14 protein-coding genes are annotated in these 17,394 nt (G+C 49.6%); 5 read left to right on the top strand and 9 right to left on the bottom strand.

Features of this window, described 5'->3' with window-relative positions:
* Window positions 1-40 precede the first annotated feature (40 nt).
* From AC2CGA_RS12855 to zapA, 5 genes are all read right to left on the bottom strand, one after another.
* Window positions 41-445: a DUF350 domain-containing protein gene (locus tag AC2CGA_RS12855; RefSeq protein WP_003152541.1), complete on the bottom strand. Its 405-nt coding sequence runs from the start codon at window positions 443-445 to the stop codon at window positions 41-43.
* Window positions 446-461: 16 nt separating this feature from the next.
* A complete protein-coding gene (locus AC2CGA_RS12850; RefSeq protein ID WP_015387880.1) occupies window positions 462-2,819 on the bottom strand; it encodes an endonuclease MutS2 in 2,358 nt (785 codons plus the stop codon).
* A gap of 20 nt (window positions 2,820-2,839) precedes the next feature.
* Window positions 2,840-4,552: a DNA polymerase/3'-5' exonuclease PolX gene (polX, locus tag AC2CGA_RS12845; RefSeq protein ID WP_484480213.1), complete on the bottom strand. Its 1,713-nt coding sequence runs from the start codon at window positions 4,550-4,552 to the stop codon at window positions 2,840-2,842.
* Between the two features lie 105 nt (window positions 4,553-4,657).
* Window positions 4,658-5,191 carry a CvpA family protein gene (locus AC2CGA_RS12840; protein WP_003152534.1) on the bottom strand — a complete coding sequence of 178 codons (534 nt, stop codon included), beginning with the start codon at window positions 5,189-5,191 and terminating at the stop codon, window positions 4,658-4,660.
* Between the two features lie 7 nt (window positions 5,192-5,198).
* Window positions 5,199-5,456 carry a cell division protein ZapA gene (gene zapA, locus AC2CGA_RS12835; RefSeq protein ID WP_003152533.1) on the bottom strand — a complete coding sequence of 86 codons (258 nt, stop codon included), beginning with the start codon at window positions 5,454-5,456 and terminating at the stop codon, window positions 5,199-5,201.
* A 133-nt stretch (window positions 5,457-5,589) separates the two neighbouring features.
* Here zapA and rnhC point away from each other — a divergent pair, with 133 nt between their 5' ends.
* Window positions 5,590-6,531 carry a ribonuclease HIII gene (rnhC, locus tag AC2CGA_RS12830; RefSeq protein ID WP_003152532.1) on the top strand — a complete coding sequence of 314 codons (942 nt, stop codon included), beginning with the start codon at window positions 5,590-5,592 and terminating at the stop codon, window positions 6,529-6,531.
* A gap of 37 nt (window positions 6,532-6,568) precedes the next feature.
* On the opposite strand, the gene pheT is transcribed toward rnhC, so the two are convergent.
* The 3 genes from pheT to AC2CGA_RS12815 all read right to left on the bottom strand — a co-directional run bounded on the left by pheT (window position 6,569) and on the right by AC2CGA_RS12815 (window position 11,139).
* Window positions 6,569-8,983, bottom strand: a complete 2,415-nt coding sequence (gene pheT / locus AC2CGA_RS12825) for a phenylalanine--tRNA ligase subunit beta (RefSeq protein WP_014305542.1) — start codon at window positions 8,981-8,983, stop codon at window positions 6,569-6,571.
* 13 nt (window positions 8,984-8,996) lie between these two features.
* The gene (gene pheS, locus AC2CGA_RS12820) at window positions 8,997-10,031 is read right to left on the bottom strand and encodes a phenylalanine--tRNA ligase subunit alpha (protein ID WP_484480212.1); all 1,035 of its coding nucleotides are present in this window, start codon (window positions 10,029-10,031) and stop codon (window positions 8,997-8,999) included.
* A gap of 361 nt (window positions 10,032-10,392) precedes the next feature.
* Window positions 10,393-11,139 (bottom strand): TrmH family RNA methyltransferase, encoded by a 747-nt coding sequence (locus tag AC2CGA_RS12815; protein ID WP_029326041.1) that lies wholly within the window; start codon window positions 11,137-11,139, stop codon window positions 10,393-10,395.
* A gap of 120 nt (window positions 11,140-11,259) precedes the next feature.
* On the opposite strand from AC2CGA_RS12815, the gene sspI reads away from it, so the two are divergent.
* The 4 genes from sspI to AC2CGA_RS12795 all read left to right on the top strand — a co-directional run bounded on the left by sspI (window position 11,260) and on the right by AC2CGA_RS12795 (window position 15,458).
* Window positions 11,260-11,475: a small acid-soluble spore protein SspI gene (gene sspI / locus AC2CGA_RS12810; RefSeq protein ID WP_003152527.1), complete on the top strand. Its 216-nt coding sequence runs from the start codon at window positions 11,260-11,262 to the stop codon at window positions 11,473-11,475.
* A 61-nt stretch (window positions 11,476-11,536) separates the two neighbouring features.
* On the top strand, window positions 11,537-12,622 hold the full coding sequence (locus tag AC2CGA_RS12805) for a CdaR family transcriptional regulator (protein ID WP_014305544.1): 1,086 nt from the start codon (window positions 11,537-11,539) through the stop codon (window positions 12,620-12,622).
* A 98-nt stretch (window positions 12,623-12,720) separates the two neighbouring features.
* Window positions 12,721-14,133, top strand: coding sequence for a glycolate oxidase subunit GlcD (gene glcD, locus AC2CGA_RS12800; protein WP_015387877.1), 1,413 nt, complete (start codon window positions 12,721-12,723; stop codon window positions 14,131-14,133).
* A complete protein-coding gene (locus AC2CGA_RS12795; RefSeq protein WP_484480211.1) occupies window positions 14,130-15,458 on the top strand; it encodes a (Fe-S)-binding protein in 1,329 nt (442 codons plus the stop codon). The genes glcD and AC2CGA_RS12795 overlap by 4 nt, the downstream gene beginning before the upstream one ends.
* A gap of 68 nt (window positions 15,459-15,526) precedes the next feature.
* Here AC2CGA_RS12795 and cstA read toward each other — a convergent pair whose 3' ends face one another.
* A complete protein-coding gene (gene cstA, locus AC2CGA_RS12790) occupies window positions 15,527-17,323 on the bottom strand; it encodes a carbon starvation protein CstA (protein WP_484480210.1) in 1,797 nt (598 codons plus the stop codon).
* Window positions 17,324-17,394: the final 71 nt, after the last annotated feature.

Here is a 17,394-nt window from a genome sequence, read left to right as displayed (position 1 = left end):
AGCAGCACTTTCGCAAGCTTCTCCATTTTTCCCCGTCCCCTTAAATCCCGGCGGCCACCACAAATGACAGGCCGACTGAGATGACAAATGAAATAAAGCCGACAGCTCTGTTATCTTTTTCAATTTCTTTATCAATTTTAAACCGGGGCGTCAGAAATTCAAAGATAAAATAGCTGATTAAAAGCATAATAAATCCGTATACGCCCCAGCCGATCATTTGCAAAAGCGAATTATGCTGGGCGATGCTGTGCTGAAAGACATTTGCGATACCGAGAATTTTCCCTCCGGTCGCCATTGCCACCGCAAGATTGCCTTTTTGGATTTCCACCCAGTTTTTATAGGATGTCACCAATTCAAACACGGTCAGAAAAATGACGAGACACAAGACGGCAACACTGTAATAAGCCGCGATTTCAACAAGCTCATTTTCCCAAAAAGCATTCATGACGTTTTCTCCCTTTTTATTTTAGTTCGACAATCGTTACGCCTGATCCTCCTTCTCCCGCTTCCCCGAACCGCGAGCTTTTCACGCTGCGGTGGTTTTTCAGAAGATCCTGCACCCCTTTTCGGAGGGCGCCCGTGCCTTTTCCGTGAATGATGGACACTCTCGGATAGCCGGCGAGCACCGCGTCATCTAAATATTTTTCGACGCGGCTGAGGGCGTTTTCGTAACGCTCTCCCCTGAGGTCAAGTTCAAGGGATACGTGATAATCCTTCCCTTTTACGGCGGTGATTGCTTTTTCTTTTTTCGGTTCAGGAGCCGATTTGAGAAACTCAAGATCTTTTTCCTTCACCTTCATTTTAAGGATGCCGATTTGGACGTTCCATTCTTTCTCGCCGGTTTTTTCAAGCAGCGCCCCTTTTTGTCCGAATGTGAGCACCTTTACTTCGTCGCCCGGCTTCAGCTCGCGTTTTTTCTCTGTTTTTCTTTCCGGCTGCTTTGATTTTTCAAAAGCCGGCATTGCGTCTCCGAGACGTTTTTTGGCGTCAATCAGCTCGTGTTCCTTAAAGGATCTGTGTTCTTGCTTGATGGACCTGAGCTCGCGGATAATCTGTTCGGCTTCATTTGCGGCGGCTTCCAGTTTTTCCGCAGCTTTCCGCTCGGCTTCTTCCATCATTTTATCTTTTTGGGCGTTCAGCTCAATGATTTGCTGCTGAAGCTCTTTGTGCAGTTTTTCTGCTTCTTTTCTGAGTGATTCGGTTTCAGAAAGCTCTTCATCCGCTCTTTTTTTGCTTTTTTCAAGCGATGCGATCATCAGATCGACTTCGTTATGTTCGGCGGTCATTTCTGACTTCGCCTGGCCGATGATATGCTCCGGAAGCCCAAGGCGTCTTGAGATTTCAAATGCGTTGCTTCGGCCCGGCACTCCGATCAGAAGCTTGTAGGTAGGCGAAAGCGTTTCAATGTCAAATTCAACGCTGGCATTCATGACGCCTTGTCTGTTATATCCGTATGCTTTCAGTTCCGGATAATGGGTTGTCGCAAGCACTCTGGCGTTTGTCCGGTGAACTTCGTCAAGGATGCTCATGGCAAGCGCCGCCCCTTCCTGCGGATCTGTTCCGGCACCGAGTTCGTCAAACAGCACAAGACTGTTTTCAGACACGTCTTTTAAAATATTGACGATATTGACCATGTGAGATGAGAACGTACTCAGACTTTGTTCGATCGACTGTTCATCGCCGATATCGGCAAACACATTGTCAAATACGGCTGCTTCCGAGCCCTCGTCAGCCGGTATGTGCAATCCTGCCTGCGCCATTATCGTCAGCAGCCCGAGTGTTTTTAACGTAACGGTTTTACCGCCCGTATTCGGTCCCGTGATGACGATCGTTGAATAATCTCCGCCCAGTTCAATATCGTTGGCCACGACTTGATCTTGGGGCAGCAGCGGATGGCGCGCTTTTTTCAGACGGATAAAGCCGTCTCCGTTCATGAATGGTTTTGTCGCCTTCATTGCTTTTGCGTATCTCGCCTTGGCGAAAATGAAATCCAGTGTCTGCAGCACTTCCACATTTTGAGCGATTTCTTGTGTGTGTTCAGCCGTATGCTCCGTCAGCATCCGGAGAATCCGTTCGATTTCCTGTTTTTCTTTTACTTTCGCCTGCTGAAGCGAGTTGTTCATATCTACGATCGCCTGCGGTTCAATAAACAGTGTCGCACCGGATGAAGATGTATCGTGGACAATTCCGCCGTAGCTTGATCTGTATTCCTGTTTGACCGGGATGACAAAGCGGTCATTCCGAATCGTAACGATGGTGTCAGACAGCATTTTAGAAGCGGAAGATGAACGCAGCATCGATTCAAGCCGGTCTCTGACTCTTGATTCAAGCGTCCTGAGCTGCGTGCGGATTCCCCTTAAAGCGGGAGACGCATGATCAAGCACTTCACCATGGTCATCAATGCAGGAGTTAATCTCCCTTTCCAAATCACCTAATGTAATCAGCTCTTCTGCATGGGCCTGTATCAGCGGAATGCCGACGCCGTCTTCTGTCATCTGGCTGATAAAATGCTTCATTTGTTTAACGGCATACAGCAGCCCGGACAATTCGGTAAATTCCGCCGGCGTCAGCACACTGCCGATTTCCGCCCGCCGTAAAGCGGATCTTATGTCGGTCAGGCCGCCGAACGGAGCATGGCCTCTCAAGCGCATGACCGCGGATGCTTCTTCGACTTCATCCAGCTGTTTTTGGATGTCGGCGAGATCCGTCAAAGGTTTCAGCTGCAGAAGCTTCTCCCTGCCGAGCGATGAGGCGGCATGTGCGGTAATCTGTTCTTTTACTTTATGAAATTCAAGTGATGATAACACTTTTTGCTGCACGGTTTTATGGTCCTCCTTACTTAATCATTGCGCGTCAGAAATGCTTTGACCTCATGTAACGGCCGGGCGTTTAACACATGTTTTGTCTCTGTCCAGCCTTTGCGCGCAGCGGTCACGCCCGTTTTCATATCATCGAGCATCTCGATATTATGGGCATCGGTATTAATGACCAAAGTCACACCTTTTTCATTTGCTTTGATCAGATGCTCAGTCCGTAAATCGAGGCGCGCGGGGTTTGCATTCAGTTCAAGCGCCGTATTTGTTTTGGCTGCGAGCTCAATCAGCATGTCGATGTCGACTTCATAGCCGGCCCGTCTGCCGATCAGGCGTCCCGTCGGGTGGGCGATAATGTCCACGTGCTTATTCGTCAGCGCCTGTTCAAGCCGTTTCATAATGACATGCTCCGGCTGGCTGAAGCTTGAATGAATAGATGCGATGACAAGATCCATTTCAGACAGAACGCTGTCATCATAATCAAGCGAACCGTCGGGGAGAATGTCCATTTCTACGCCTTTAAAAATATGAAAATTTTCAAATTCAGCGTTTAACGCGTCAATTTCTTCCGCCTGTTTTCTGAGCCGTTCGGCCGTTAACCCGTTGGCTACCTTTAAATATTGGGAATGGTCGGTGATCGCCATGTACTGATAGCCTTTTGCCATACACGCTTCTGCCATTTCTCTGATGGAAAAAGCGCCGTCACTCCAGGCTGAGTGCATGTGGAGATCGCCTTTTATCGCTTTATGCTCCACAAGGTCCGTTTCTTCCCGGTACGTGTCGACCTCCTGCCCGCTTTCTCTGAGCTCAGGAGGAATAAACGGCAGACCGAAGTGGGCGTAAAACGCTTCTTCGCTCGGGAATGTTTTGACGTCTCCCGTTTCTATGGTTTCTACTCCGTATTCACTGATCCGTTCACCGCGCTCTTTCGCCAGCTGACGCATTTTAATGTTGTGGTCTTTAGAACCGGTAAAATGATGCAGTGTGGTGGCAAACTGTTCCTCTGTCACAAGCCGGAAATCCACACTCGTCTCATATTCAAAAGTGAGGATAACGGATACTTTTGTATCCCCGCCCGCTATCACGTCTTTTACGTTCGGGAGGGAAAGAAGCTGTTCTTTGACAGCCTCCGGATGATCTGTAGCGATAATGTAATCCAGATCTTTTACGGTTTCCCGCGCTCTTCTGAGACTGCCGGCCCGGGAATATTTCTGAATATCCGTCAGCCGGGCCAAATGTTCTTCAATGACTGAGGCAATGCTGAGCGCATAGCCGATCGGAAACCGTTCCGGCTGTTTTCCGGCTTCTCCGAGAGCCTGGAGGATTTTCTCCTCCGTTTTTTTGCCGAAACCGGCGAGCCCCTGTACTTTTTGCTGCTCGCATGCTTCTTTCAGCGATTCCGCGTCATGAACGCCAAGCTCCTGGTACAGCTTGGCGATTTTTTTGCCGCCGAGGCCCGGAAGCTTCAAAAGAGGAACCAAGCCTTCCGGGACTTCTTTCTGCAATTGGAGAAGCGTGCCGGACACACCTTCCTGCATATATTCACGAATGACGCCGTAGGTGCCTTTTCCGATTCCGGATAAAGACATCATGTCGTCGATTTCCGACAGGCTGCGGTCATCCTGCTCAAGCGCCGCCGCCGCTTTTCGGAAGGCTGATATTTTAAACGGGTTGTCCCCTTTCAGTTCCATATAGACCGCAATCGTTTCAAGCAGCCTGATGATATCTTTTTTATGCATACTGTTAACCCCCAGTCGTTTCCTGCTTTTCATCATACAAATTTTTCTCCTCCGGCACAACTGACGCAGAGCTTGAAAAAAACTTCTCCGGTCAAGAGAAGTTTTTTATGCCCCGTACTGGGCCCACAGTTCTTGCAGGAGCCCCGACAGATACGGCGTATGATGTGTGATGATATTTGCAAGCGTCGATTGTGCGAGCATATCCTGAAGCGCGCTTACCGGCAGTACGGATGCGACGTATAACAGGATAAACGCAAATAAATAGACTTCCAGAAATCCAAGCACCCCGCCCAGCAGTTTGTTGATCTGTTTAATGACCGGAATGCCGGCGATGATATTAAGCGCCGCTCCGATAATCCGGAGCAGGATCTTTGCGATGATAAACAAAATGACAAACGCGATCGCGTTGTAATAAGCCGTCTCCACGTTTCCTTTAATAAAAGACAGAGCCGCCTGCCCGCCGGAAAAATCAGGGGCGGGTATAAAGCTCAGATGCGGGGCCAGGTTTTTGTAAAAAAGCGCCGCAAACGCAATCGAGAGGATGAAACTCGTCAAGTATATAAATTGGAGGATAAATCCTCTTTTTAATCCAAGCAATGTGCCCATTAAGAGCAGAACTAAGATGATGATATCTATCATATGGTGTTCATTCCTTTTCTTTAAGCTGCCGCTCCAGTATTTCATATTTTTCTTGCAGTTTCATATAATCATGCACGACATTGACCGCAGTCAATACAGCGAGCTTATTTATATCAAGATATGGATTTTTCTCGTTGATTTCTCTCATTTTATCATCAACCATTCCGGCCACATGGCGCATGTGCGCTTTGCTTTCTTCCCCGATAATGGTGAAGTGCTGGCCGTAAATGTTTACTGTCGTTTTGGTTTTTTTGCCGTCAGACAACGTTTCTCCTCCATTCCGCGAGAATCCTAGTTCCTATCATACCACGATTATCGTTTGAATGGAAAGACGAGCCTCGGGCTGTTATGATACACTGGTATATACAGTGAAAAGTGCCAAAAAAGGAGATTATATCGTGTCCCATTCTGTTATAAAAGTATCCGCTTCCGCTATGGAACAAATGAAACAATCCTATGCCGGCTCCCTTACTCCCGCCGTTCCGCAGGGCGCCGTCTTCCAGGCCAAGCCCCCGGGCTGTACCATTACAGCCTACCGCTCGGGCAAGGTTCTCTTTCAAGGAAAAAACGCCGGCACAGAAGCGGCCCGCTGGGGAACGGCTGAGGCGCCGAAGGCAAAGAAAACCGTCAAAAAAGCGGCCGACCCGGTTTACGCTCCCCCGGCGGGCATTGCCTCCATGTCAGTGATCGGCTCTGATGAAGTCGGAACAGGCGATTACTTCGGGCCGATAACGGTTGCCTGCGCTTACGCCGACAAAACAAAGCTTTCTTTAATGAAAGAACTCGGTGTGAAGGATTCGAAGGATTTAAAAGATCCGCAGATTATTGAAATCGCCAAACTGTTAATTAAAACCATTCCTTACAGCCTGCTTGTGTTGAAAAACGAAAAATACAATCAGATGCAGGAAAAAGGCATGAGCCAAGGAAAAATGAAGGCGCTCCTTCATAATCAGGCGATTTCCAATCTGCTGAGAAAAATGAACGGCGTTAAACCGGAAGCGATTCTGATTGACCAATTTGCAGAGCCCGGCATTTATTTTAAGCATCTTTCCGGACGGGATATCGTAAAAGAAAAAACGTTTTTCAGCACGAAAGCGGAAAGCATACATCTTTCCGTCGCCGCAGCCTCTATCATTGCGCGATATTCTTTCTTAATTGAAATGGATAAGCTTTCCCGTGAGGCTGGGATGACGATTCCAAAAGGCGCGGGGCCGCACGTCGATGAAGCTGCCGCCAAGCTGATCATCAATAAGGGAGAAGGTGCGCTCAGAACGTTCACCAAACTTCATTTTGCCAATACGCAAAAAGCGAAACGCCTTGTAGAACGGAAACGGTCATAATAAAAAAAGCTTGCAGAATGATCTGCAAGCTTTTTCTTTATCCTCTTAATACCGCCTGATACGTTTCTTCCAGCGCTTTCAGCACGTTTTCATGTACTTTTGTCACTTCTTCTTCTGTCAATGTTTGTTCAGGGTTAACATATTGGAGCGAGAAGGCGACGGATTTTTTGCCCTCTTCCATATGCTCACCTTCGTACACATCAAATACGGTGACTTCTTTCAGCAGCGCGCCGCCGGCTTCTTTGATCACGGCTTCGAGCTGTCCGCTTGTAACGGTTTTATCTGCCACAAGCGCAATGTCGCGCGTGACGGACGGGTACTTCGGAATCGGCGTATACACGACAGGTTCTGTTTCCTCGGTCAGAAGCGCGTGCAGATCAAGCTCGAACACATACGTTTCTTTGATATCCAGCTCTTTTTCCATTGCCGGATGCACCTGGCCGATAAATCCGGCAAGCGAACCGTTCAATAGAATGTTTGCCGTCCGGCCGGGATGCATGTTTTTGCGTTCAGACTGGACAAATTCAACCCGATCTGACACATTCAATTGATGCAGCAGGCCTTCAACGATTCCTTTGGCGACGAAGAAATCAACCGGCTTTTTCTCACCCTGCCATAAATTTTTGCGCCACAATCCGGTTACAGCTCCGGCAACCCGTTCTTTTTCAACCGGTTTTGTGTTTTCTTCTTTCGTCAGAAATACAGAACCCGTTTCATATAAAGCAACGGAATCAGTCTGTCTGGCCAGATTGTATGAAACGGCTTCAAGAAGATTCGGCACGAGACTGTGTCTGAGAATGCTTCTTTCTTCGCTCATCGGCAGAGCAAGCATCGTGTTGAATGATTTTTCGATCGCAAAAGCGGCCGCTTTTTTATCATTCGTTAATGAATAAGTGGTCGCTTGTGAAAGACCTGCTCCTTCAAGGAAACGTCTCACTTTCCGGCGTTTTGCCTGATACGGTGTCAAGCCGCCTGTCGTGCCGGCCGTTTCCGGAAGCGTGGACGGAATATTGTCATACCCGTACAATCTCGCCGCTTCTTCAATCAGGTCTTCTTCTATTCTAATATCTCCGCGGCGGGACGGCACTGTTACGACGAGAACGTCTTCAGCTTCACCGACTGCAAACCCGAGGCGCTTGTAAATGCTGATGATTTCTTCTTTAGCGATTGCCATGCCAAGCACGGCGTTCACTTTTTCAACAGACACGTGAATGTTGTTTGCTTCGATTTTCAGATGGTTTTCTTCAACCGTGCCTGAGAGCACTTCTCCGCCGGCATATGCCTGAATGAGACTGCAGGCCCGTTCAGCCGCCAGCAAAACGCGGGCCGGATCAATGCCTTTTTCATATCTGGCGCTCGCTTCGCTTCTCAGTCCGAGGTCTCTCGACGCTTTGCGGACGGTCTGTCCGTCGAAATAAGCGGCTTCCAGTAAAATCGCAGTGGTGTCTTCACGGACTTCAGACTCGGCTCCGCCCATGACTCCCGCAACGGCTTGCGCTTTTTTTCCGTTTGTGATGACCAAATGGCTGCTTGACAGCTTGCGCTCTTGTTCATCCAGCGTCACGATGGTTTCGTTTTCCGCCGCTTTTCTGACGACGACCTCTTTTGAACCGAACCGGTCGTAATCGAAAGCGTGAAGCGGCTGTCCGTACTCAAGGAGGACGAAGTTTGTAATGTCCACGACGTTATTATGCGGGCGGATGCCTGCATTCATCAGCTTCGTCTGCATCCAAAGCGGTGACGGGCCGATTTTGACGTTTTTAATGATTTTTGCGGCATAATGCGGATTGGCCTGCGTATCTTCAATCTTGACGGAAACAGCATCCGCCGCTTTTTCTGCCGCTTTTTCATATGAAGCCTCCGGAAGCTTTACCTCTGCGCCGAGGATAGCCGCCACTTCATAAGCCACCCCAAGCATGTTCATCGCGTCGGCGCGGTTCGGCGTTAAGCCCAATTCTAAAATCGCATCATCAAGCTGAAGGGCCGCCATTGCGTCAGCTCCCGTTTCAGCATCATTCGGAAAAACGAAAATGCCTTCCGCATATTCTTTCGCCACGAGCTTGCTTTCAATACCGAGCTCCTGAAGGGAACAGATCATGCCGTGAGACGCTTCGCCGCGCAGCTTGGCTTTTTTAATTTTGAAATTGCCGGGAAGCACGGCTCCGACCGTTGCAACGGCAACCTTCTGTCCTTTATCAACATTCGGGGCGCCGCAGATAATCTGCACGGGTTCCTCCGCACCGATATCAACAAGGCATTTGTTGAGTTTGTCGGCATTCGGGTGCTGTTCACGCTCAAGCACGTGTCCGATGACAACGCCTTTTACGCCTTCCCCTTTATACTCGATACCCTCAACTTCAATACCGGCTCTCGTAATTTTTTCTGCAAGCACGGCCGGATCGATTCCCTGCAAGTCAACGTAATCTTCTAACCATTTATATGAAACAAACATGTGTATCCTCCTCTTACGCCTGTTTAAACTGCGAAATGAATCTGACATCATTGGTATAGAAATGGCGGATATCTTCAATGCCGTATTTCAGCATCGCGATACGTTCAACACCCATTCCGAAAGCGAAACCCTGGTATTCCTCAGGATTGAATCCGGCCATCTTCAGCACGTTCGGGTGAACCATACCGGCGCCGAGAATTTCGATCCAGCCTGTTTTTTTGCAGACGGAGCAGCCTTGTCCGCCGCACTTAAAGCAGGTTACATCCACCTCGACAGAAGGCTCTGTGAATGGGAAAAAGCTCGGACGGAGCCTGATTTCACGGTCTTGGCCGAACATTTTTTTGGCAACCAATTCAAGCGTGCCTTTCAGGTCGCTCATGCTGATTTTGCGGTCCACGACGAGACCCTCGATCTGCATGAACTGATGGGAATGTGTCGCGTCATCGTTGTCGCGGCGATACACTTTACCGGGACAAATGATTTTGACGGGGCCTTTTCCTTTATGCTTTTCCATCGTTCGCGTCTGCACCGGTGACGTCTGCGTTCTCATCAGCATTTCTTCTGTAATGTAAAAGCTGTCCTGCATGTCGCGGGCCGGATGTTCCTTCGGCAGGTTCAGCGCCTCAAAGTTGTAATAATCCGTTTCCACTTCAGGGCCTTCTTCGACGGTATATCCCATGCCGATAAATAAATCTTCAATTTCTTCAATAACGACCGTCAGCGGATGGCGTCCGCCGATGTTTACCTGACTGCCCAGCAACGTGACGTCAATCGTCTGGCTGCTGAGTTTTTTATTCATCTCTTCTTGTTCAAGCTGTTCATTTTTCGCCGTAATGGCTGCTGCAATGCGCTCTCTCACTTCATTGGCGAGCGCTCCCATTTTCGGACGCTCTTCGGCGGACAGTTTGCCCATGCCGCGGAGAACTTCTGTAATCGGCCCTTTTTTTCCGAGATATTGCACCCGAATGTCGTTAACTTCTTTTAATGAACCCGCCGCTTCTACTTTTTCTGCAGCTTCCAGTTCGAGCTGTTTAAGCTTCTCTTCCATCATGCATCCTCCTTTTATGTAAACCAAACCGTTCTATGCCTTTTTCAGAAAACAAAAAAACCCGCCCCTTGAGAGAAGGGACGAGTTGTGGCCGCGGTACCACCCTTTTTAAGGCAGACTTCATCTGCCGACAGCTTCATTGACATAACGGAAACGATCGTTCCGGTTCACCTTTACGCGCGTTTGGCACGGTCCCGGTGACAACTCGAGAGGTGAAAATCAATTTCTGTGCTGCGATAAAAATGCTCTCAGTCAGCGGCATTTTCTCCCTGGAAGGCAGCGTGTGCAAAAATTGACGTCCTCTGTCACGGTTTTTACATTATTGCTATCTATTATAGTGAAATCCAAGATTTTTCGCAACCTATCCTCTGAGATGATAAACGAGGATGGCGGCCGCTACCGCCACATTCAGCGATTCCGCCTGTCCGTACAGCGGAACGTACAGATTGAGATCGGTTTTTTGCAGAAGGCCGGCGTCCACTCCCGCCCCCTCGTTCCCGACGATTAACGCGAACGATTCTTCAGGCTTCACGCTTTGATAAGCCGCACCGTTTTCAAGCGCCGTGCCGTAGATCGCGACGCCTTGTGATTTCAGCTCGGCGGTAAACTCATCAAGCGGACGTTTTAAAATGGGAATATGAAAATGAGATCCTTGCGCTGAACGCAGCGTTTTTCCGTTGTACGGGTCTGCCGTTCCCTCACCAAGGACAACGGCGTCGATTCCCGCCGCATCTGCCGTTCTGATCATTGTTCCTAAATTCCCCGGGTCCTGTACGGCATCAATCAGAAGCAGCCGCTTCAGCTGATCAGGCCGCTTATCCGGCATATGGCAGACCGCGGCGATCCGCTGCGGCGTTTCCGTTTCCGTCACGGCTGAAAACGCGTCTTCGCTCAGCACGTAGCACGGAATGCTCATATCCAGATCGGCCGGAATGGCGCTCTCATCGTTTACGAGAATTTCTTTTACCGTTCCCTTTGATTTGAGCGCTTCTTCTGCCAGATGCTCTCCTTCTATCAGAAATGTATTCGTTTTAAGTCTCTCTTTTTTTGTGTGAAGTTTTTTCCAGCCCTTCACTTTTTGGTTTTTTGCAGAGTCGATTCGTTTCACTTTATGTCTGTGCTCTCCTTTTTTCATGCATGTTGTTATTATATCTCAAGAACAGCACATAATAAACCGCGTGCGCGGTAAGAATATGCGTATCACATTCAGGAAAAAGGAGCGGTTGTAATGGATCTTAATTTACGCAACGCCGTTATTGCCAATGTAACCGGCAATAACCAGGATCAGCTGGAGCATACTATCGTTGACGCCATCCAAAGCGGTGAAGAAAAAATGCTTCCGGGCCTCGGCGTCTTATTCGAAGTTCTTTGGCAGCATGCGTCAGACTCAGAAAAAAATGAAATGCTCAAAACACTTGAAGGCGGATTAAAACCTGCGCAATAAGCATGAACCGGGTGATGGCACACCCGGTTTTTTTTGTATAATAATGGCGAGGGGGATCGCCATGCAGTTACAGCCGGAACTGGCAAAGAAATTGATTGCCGAAGTCAAACATATGTACAGCCGCGAAGTGATTATTGCCGATACAAAAGGGATGATCATCGCAGGCACCAACGAGGCGCGCGCCGGATGGTTTCATGAAGGCGCACTGATCTGCGCCCGCGAAAAACGGAATGTCATCATTACGAAAGAAGATGAAAAACGCCTCCAGGGCGTAAAAGCAGGACTGAACCTCCCCGTTTTTTCAGGCCATGAGGTGATCGGAGTGTTCGGTCTGACAGGAGACCCTGACGATATCCTGCCTTTCGGAGAATTGCTCAGGAAAATGACGGAGCTGTTTATTAAAGAAACGCGCCATATGGAAGAAGCGCAGTGGCGTGCGAGAATGCTTGAATCCTTTATGGTTGATTGGCTGCAGCTGAAAGAATGGTCTCCGGGCTTTTTAGAAAAAGCAAAGCTCATCGGCGCAGACCTTCACGCATACCGCCGGATCATACTCATTCAAGGACGTTATGAGCAATATAAAGCGGAGGAGCTCGGGCGGCTCTGGCAGAACGAATGCCCTGAAGACCTGTTTGTCCGCTGGGGAAATGAACGCATTCTCATTAATCATGAAGCAAATTCGGCTTCCAAAACACAGCTCATCAAAAAGATCGGCGCCGTTTTTGGGCAGCCTGTCACCGCCGGCATCGGACGGATCGTTCCGGGAGAGCGCCTCGCGGAATCATACGAACAGGCGGATAAAGCACTTTCAGCCGGAATCGGTGACAAGCAGGCCGTCTTTGAAGAAGATTTAAAACTGGATATGTGTATTGCCGATATCGCACCCGGCACGCGGTCGGAATTTTCACGGCGGGTTCTCGAGCATGTACTCGGCCGGGAAGAACTTCTGGATACGCTGCGCGCCTTTTTCGACCGGCAATTATCGTTAAAGCGCACCGCCGACGACATGCATATTCATATCAATACATTGCGCTACCGTCTTTCCAAACTGGAATCACTGACAAATATGAAGCTTGACCGCCCCGAAGACATAACGGCTTTTTATTTGGCGCTCCGCTTTTTAGATCAACATACAAAAAGTACGTAATCATATCATCATTTTTCATATTTTTCTCCATAGTGTGCGGAATCGTTTTTCTTTACAATTAAATGAAAACGCTTTTCTTATCAGGGAGGTTGGAGAACATGATTTCACGAGAGGCAAAAGAAGCGTTCATCCGGACGGTCGGGAAGGAGAATTATGATGATTCGGCGGCGGGCCGTCTTGTGTATTCTTACGATGCGGCTCCTCAGCTGCAAGCCATGCCGGATGCGGTAATCGCTCCCCGCAGCGCGGATGACGTGTCCCGTATATTAACGATTTGCAGCAGGCATGACATTCCGATCGTGCCGAGGGGTTCAGGCACAAACTTATGCGGCGGCACATGTCCGTCTGAAGGCGGGCTTGTGCTTTTATTCAAACATATGAACCGCATTCTTGAAATCGATGAAGAAAATTTGACGGCAACCGTCCAGCCGGGCGTGATCACGCAAGATATGATTCATGCGGTTGAAAGGAAAGGGTTATTTTATCCGCCTGATCCGAGCAGCATGAAAATATCGACGATCGGCGGGAATATTAATGAAAATTCCGGCGGGCTGCGCGGTTTGAAGTACGGCGTCACCCGGGATTATGTCCTCGGTCTTGAAGCGGTGCTGGCTTCAGGCGATATCATCCGCACAGGAGGAAAGCTGACAAAGGATGTCGCCGGTTATGATCTGACCCGGCTTTTCGTCGGATCAGAAGGTACGCTCGGCGTTGTGACGGAAGCGACTTTAAAGCTGGTTCCGAAGCCGGAAACGAAAAAAACGCTGCTTGCACTCTATGAACATATTGAAGCGGCTGCGGAATCTGTTTCTGCCATCATCGCTGAAAAAATCATTCCGGCGACACTCGAATTTCTGGATCAGCCGACACTGCAGGTCATTGAAGATTACGCCAAGATCGGGCTTCCGACCGATGCAAAAGCGGTGCTGCTGATCGAACAGGACGGTGACATCGAAACGGTCAGACGAGATATGGAAAAAATCGAAGCCATCTGTAAAAACGGAGCAGCCGTATCCGTCCAAACGGCCGAAACCGAGGAAGAGGCATTCGCGCTTACAGAGGCCAGACGGTCCGCATTATCAGCCCTTGCCCGGCTGAAACCGACGACGATTCTGGAAGACGCGACCGTGCCGAGATCACAAATTGCCGGCATGGTCAAAGCCATTAACGAGATTGCAGAAACATACGGCCTGTCCATCTGCACATTCGGCCATGCCGGAGACGGCAACCTCCATCCGACGTGCACCACCGATATCCGAAATACAGAGGAGATGGAGCGTGTCGAAAAAGCTTTTGCCGCCATTTTTGAAAAAGCGATTGAGCTGGGCGGGACGATAACGGGTGAACACGGGGTCGGCATCGTAAAAGCGCCGTATTTAGAAATGAAGCTGAAAACAGAAGGCATTACCGCCATGAAAGCGATCAAACAAGCGCTTGATCCCCAAAATCTGCTGAATCCGGGAAAAATATTCGCCAATTCATCAAGGAAACGCGTGGTGATGATGAAATGACAACGGCTAAAGAGAAGCAACACATTCAAACAGAATTCAAAAACCGCATGGATGAAGGTGAATTGCTGAACTGTATGCGCTGCGGCTTCTGCCTTCCTTCCTGTCCGACCTATATCGAATCAGGATTTCAAGAATCCCATTCGCCGCGCGGCCGGATCGCCCTGATGAAAGCCGTCACAGACGGACTGATCGAACCGGATGAAGATGTCGAGCGCTCACTTTCGCTGTGTCTCGGATGCCGGGCATGCGAGCCCGTTTGTCCGGCAGGGGTCAATTACGGACAGCTGCTTGAAGAAGCGAGGGATATCATTCATCAAAATAAAAAACATAAGCCGGGCGTGCGCCTCTTGCGGAAAGCCGCCTTCACCGGGCTTTTCCCTCATCAAAACCGCATGCAGGCAGCCGTGAATCTTCTCGGAATATACCAAAGATCGGGACTGCAGATCGCCATCAGAAAAACCGGTATGCTGCGCGTTTTGCCTGAACATCTGCGCACAATGGAACAAGTGCTCCCGCCCGCCCCGAAACGGAAAGACATGAAGGAAAGGCCGCGTTTTCTTCCTGCCGCGGGTCCCGTCCAAAAACGGGCCGCTTTTTTCTCGGGCTGCTTAATGGATACGATGTTTTTAGCAACAAATCATGCGACAACGGCGCTTTTACAGGCGGCCGGGTGTGAAATCGCGGTTCCGGACGGCCAGGCGTGCTGCGGCGCGCTTCACGGGCACAGCGGAGAAAAAGAGATGGGAAAAGAACTGGCCAAGCGGAATATCGCCGCTTTTGAGGCGCTTGACGCTGATTATATCATTACAAACGCCGGCGGATGCGGCGCCTTTCTTCAGGAATATCCGCATTTACTGAAAGATGAACCTGGATGGGCGGAACGTGCCGAACAATTCGTCCGGAAGCTCAAAGACTTTTCATCCGTACTGGTTGATCTGAAGTTCCATCAAAAAAACCTGCGGGCGCAGTCTCCTCATATCGTCACATATCAGGACTCCTGCCATCTCCGCAATGTGATGCATACGTCAGAGGAACCGCGCACGCTTTTGAAAAGCATTAAAGGGGCTGAGTACAGAGAAATGGAAAAGGCCGACAGCTGCTGCGGGTCGGCGGGAATTTATAATATAACAGAGTCAGAAATGTCTATGAAAATATTAGACAGCAAGATGAAAGCCGCCGGAAAAACGGAGGCGGCCGTCATCGTGACAGCCAATCCCGGATGCCTTCTGCAAATGCAGCTCGGCATTTTACGCGAAGGATTAACAGGCCGTGTCCGCGCGGTTCATTTGGCGGATTACCTTTTGGAAGCGGCGGATTTGTCATAAGCCGAAAGCAGAGAGACCGATCGGCTCTCTGCTTTTATGATGCTGCAATGTTCGGATCGGCCGCGGATTTATCCGGGTATTGAAGCTTCCAGTCTGGCACTCGGATCACGCCATACATTCGCCCATTTTTTCACAGCCGCAATGATAATCACAAGCCCGAGAATCAGCATGATAATGGATAAAACGCCATTCAGCACGCTGTATCCCGCCGCTTCGGGGTTCAAATACACATACCGCACCATCCAATAACCCGCATAGTTGACGGTCACGTACAAATAAGCGAGAGGAATCAGACATGTCAGTATATAGCGCCGCTTATCCGCTATTTTTAATACGACGGTCGCACCGATGATTAAGCCGACAGATGCCATAAGCTGATTGGATACGCCGAACAGCGCCCAAATGGAACTGATGTCGCCCGAATACAGAAGATAGCCCCACAGCAGGCAGGCGAGCGCGCTTGAGAAAATCGAGCCCGGCAGCCAGTCTGTTTTTTTCAGCGGCTTATAGACTTCTCCGAAAAACTCTTGAATCAAGTACCGGGCGACACGGGTTCCCGCATCAATCGCCGTTAAAATAAACACCGCTTCAAACATAATGACGAATTGAAAAAAGTACGAAGCCAAATGACTGAAAAACGGAATCTCCGTAAAGATATACGTCATTCCGACGGCAAGCGTAACGGCTCCGCCCGTTCTTCCTTCCAGACTGAGCCCGATTTCTTTACTCAATTCAGGCAGATGGACGACATTCATCCCGAGGGCGCGGAATATTTCAGGCGTGCTGTTAATGGCAAAATAGTCGGCGGGCTCAAGAGCGGCAGCTGCAATGAGCGCCATAATTCCGACGAGACATTCCACAAGCATCGCTCCGAAAGCAACCGGTTTTATATCACTCCATTTATCCAGCATTTTCGGCGTTGTGCCGGAACCGACAAATGCATGAAAGCCCGAAATGGCGCCGCAGGCAATCGTTATTGAAATAAACGGCCAGACAGGACCCGCGATCACCGGCCCTCCGCCGTGAATAAACTCCGTTACGGCCGGGAATTTAATGGCGGGATTGACGAAAAAGACGCCTGCGATCAAAGCGGCAAAAACCCCGATTTTCATAAAACTGCTTAAATAGTCACGCGGAGCCAGCAAAAGCCAAACCGGAAGCGCCGCGGCGAAAAACGCATAGACGGGAAGCGCCACTGCAAGCGTTTTCGCATCCAGTGTCAGCATGTCCCCGAGAGCCGTTGTCTGCAGCCGCGGCCCGATTACAACACCGGCCATTAACAAAAGAAACCCGACAGTTGATGCCAGTTTGAGATTGCCCGTTTTTTTATAGTAGAGGCCGACCCCCATCGCGATCGGAATCGTAATCCCCACCGCAAACGTTCCCCACGGGTTTTTCTCAAGCGCGTGCAGCACAACCATGGACAGACCCGCCATCGTGATCGTAATGATAAACAGCATGGAAAGACCGGTGCAAAAGCCCGCCACCGGGCCGAGCTCTTCTTTGGCGACTTCAGAAAGCGTTTTCCCGTTTTTCCGCATTGATGCAAACAATACGACAATATCGTGCACGGCTCCCCCGATCACCGCTCCGATTAACAGCCATAAAAGCCCGGGCAGATAGCCGAACTGAGCTGCCAGAATCGGTCCGACAAGCGGGCCGGCAGCGGCGATTGCCGCGAAGTGGTGGCCGAATGACACCCACTTATTCGTGGGCACATAATCTTTCCCATCCTCAAGCACATGGGCCGGAGTCGGTGTCTGATCATTGATTTTTAATACTTTGACCATCATAAAGGTACCGTAAAGCCGATAGGCGATCGCCAAAATACATATAGACGCTATGACGATTGTAATCGCATTCATTTAATCCCAGCCCCTTTTCTCTTTTTCTAAATATTATCATAATTATCAGATAACAGGAGATGATTTTTGCG

The organism is Bacillus sp. SYZHCR11 (genome assembly GCF_057196865.1).
This window is presented reverse-complemented; position numbering and strand designations above follow the sequence as displayed.